At 74.0% G+C, this 1,729-nt stretch carries 2 protein-coding genes; both read left to right on the forward strand.

The genetic code is table 11. The features are described from left to right. Nucleotides 1-836: uroporphyrinogen-III C-methyltransferase (cobA, locus tag B8460_RS19210; protein ID WP_048863236.1), on the forward strand; the 836-nt coding region annotated here is incomplete at its 5' end. Between the two features lie 103 nt (nt 837-939). Continuing rightward, the coding region (locus B8460_RS19215; protein WP_048863237.1) for a magnesium chelatase domain-containing protein at nt 940-1,729 on the forward strand (790 nt) is incomplete at its 3' end.

The following is a 1,729-nucleotide window of genomic DNA, read 5'->3' on the forward strand; positions in this document are numbered from 1 at the left end:
GGCGGGTGCTGGAGGCGGCGCTGTCCGGCCGGGCCGCCGACCTGATGTTCGCCGGTCAGGAGGACGCGGCGCACCGGGCCTTCGCCGACGCGATCGCCGAAGGGGCGACGCGGCCGGCGGGGATGGTGCATCTGGTCGGCGCAGGTCCGGGGGCTGCCGACCTGCTGACCCTGCGCGCCCAGCGGCTGCTCGGCGAGGCGGACGTGATCGTGCATGACCGGCTGGTGTCGGATGCGGTGCTGGCGATGGCGCGCCGCGATGCCCGGCGCATCTATGTCGGCAAGGCGCGGGCCCATCACTGCCTGCAGCAGCATGAGATCAATGCCCTGCTGGTGCGGCTCGCGCGGGAGGGGCAGCGGGTGGTGCGGCTGAAGGGCGGCGATCCGCTGGTCTTCGGCCGCGGCGGCGAGGAGGCGGAGGCGCTGGCGGCGGCCGGCATCGCCTTCGAGATCGTGCCGGGCGTGACCGCGGCGCTGGCCTGCGCCGCCGGCGCCGGCATCCCGCTCACGCATCGCGACGCGGCCCGCATGGTCACGTTCGTGACCGGCCACACCAAGGACGGCGCCGTGGACCTCGACTGGCCGACGCTGGCGCGCAGCGGCACGCTGGCCGTCTACATGGGCGTCGTCACCCTGCGTCACCTGTTCGACGGCCTGACCGGGGCGGGCTATCCCGCCGGCACCCCCGCCGCCCTGATCGAGCGCGGCGGCACCGATGCACAGCGCGTCCTGGCCGCCTCCTTCGCCGATGTCGTGGCCGGGGCCGCCGCCTGGAGCACCGGCGGGCCCGCCCTGCTGCTGCTCGGCGACGTGGTCGCCCACCGCATCACGGCATAGCGCTCTGCAACTTTTGCTTGTTATAGAAGGAGTGACATAAACTCTCGGTTAAGGAGGCCTCGTGTCCGACGCAGCTTCGGTCGAGCGGGCCGCGCGGCGCGCCATGCGGGGCGACATTGCCCGGGTGCGGACCTATGCGTTCGCGGGCATCGACGCGATTCCGGTCGAGGTGCAGGTCCAGATCGCCGCGGGCGTGCCGTCGATGGTCGTCGTCGGCCTGCCGGACAAGGCGGTGGGCGAGGCGCGCGAGCGGGTGCGCGCGGCGCTGACCGCGATGGGGCTGTCGATGCCGGCCCGGCGGGTGCTGATCAACCTCGCCCCGGCCGACCTCCTCAAGGAAGGCAGCCATTTCGACCTGCCGATCGCCCTCGGTGTCCTGGCGGCGATGGACGTGCTGCCGCGCGACGAGATGGACGGGTATGCGGCGCTCGGCGAGCTCTCGCTCGATGCCACCATCAAGCCGGTCGCCGGGATCCTGCCCGCCGCCATCGCCGCCGCGGGCGCCGGCCTCGGTCTGATCTGCCCGCCGTCCCAGGGTGGCGAGGCGGCCTGGGCCGGCGAGGTGGAGGTGCTGGCGCCGGAGGACCTGTTGCAGCTCATCAATCACATGCGCGGCACGCAGGTGATGGAACCGCCCCGTCCCTCCGGCTTGGCGACGGCGATCCCCGGGCCCGACCTCGCCGACGTGCGCGGGATGGAGACCGCCCGGCGGGCGCTGGAAATCGCGGCCGCCGGCGGCCACAACCTGCTGCTGATCGGCCCGCCCGGCGCCGGCAAGTCGATGCTCGCCGCCCGCCTTGTCGGGCTGCTGCCCGACCTGCTGCCGGCCGAGGCGCTGGAGGTGGCGATGGTCCACAGCGCTCGCCGCCCACCCGACCGGCTGGTGGGTGGAT

The sequence above is a fragment of the Acidisphaera rubrifaciens HS-AP3 genome (assembly GCF_000964365.1).
Classification (GTDB): Bacteria; Pseudomonadota; Alphaproteobacteria; order Acetobacterales; family Acetobacteraceae; genus Acidisphaera; species Acidisphaera rubrifaciens.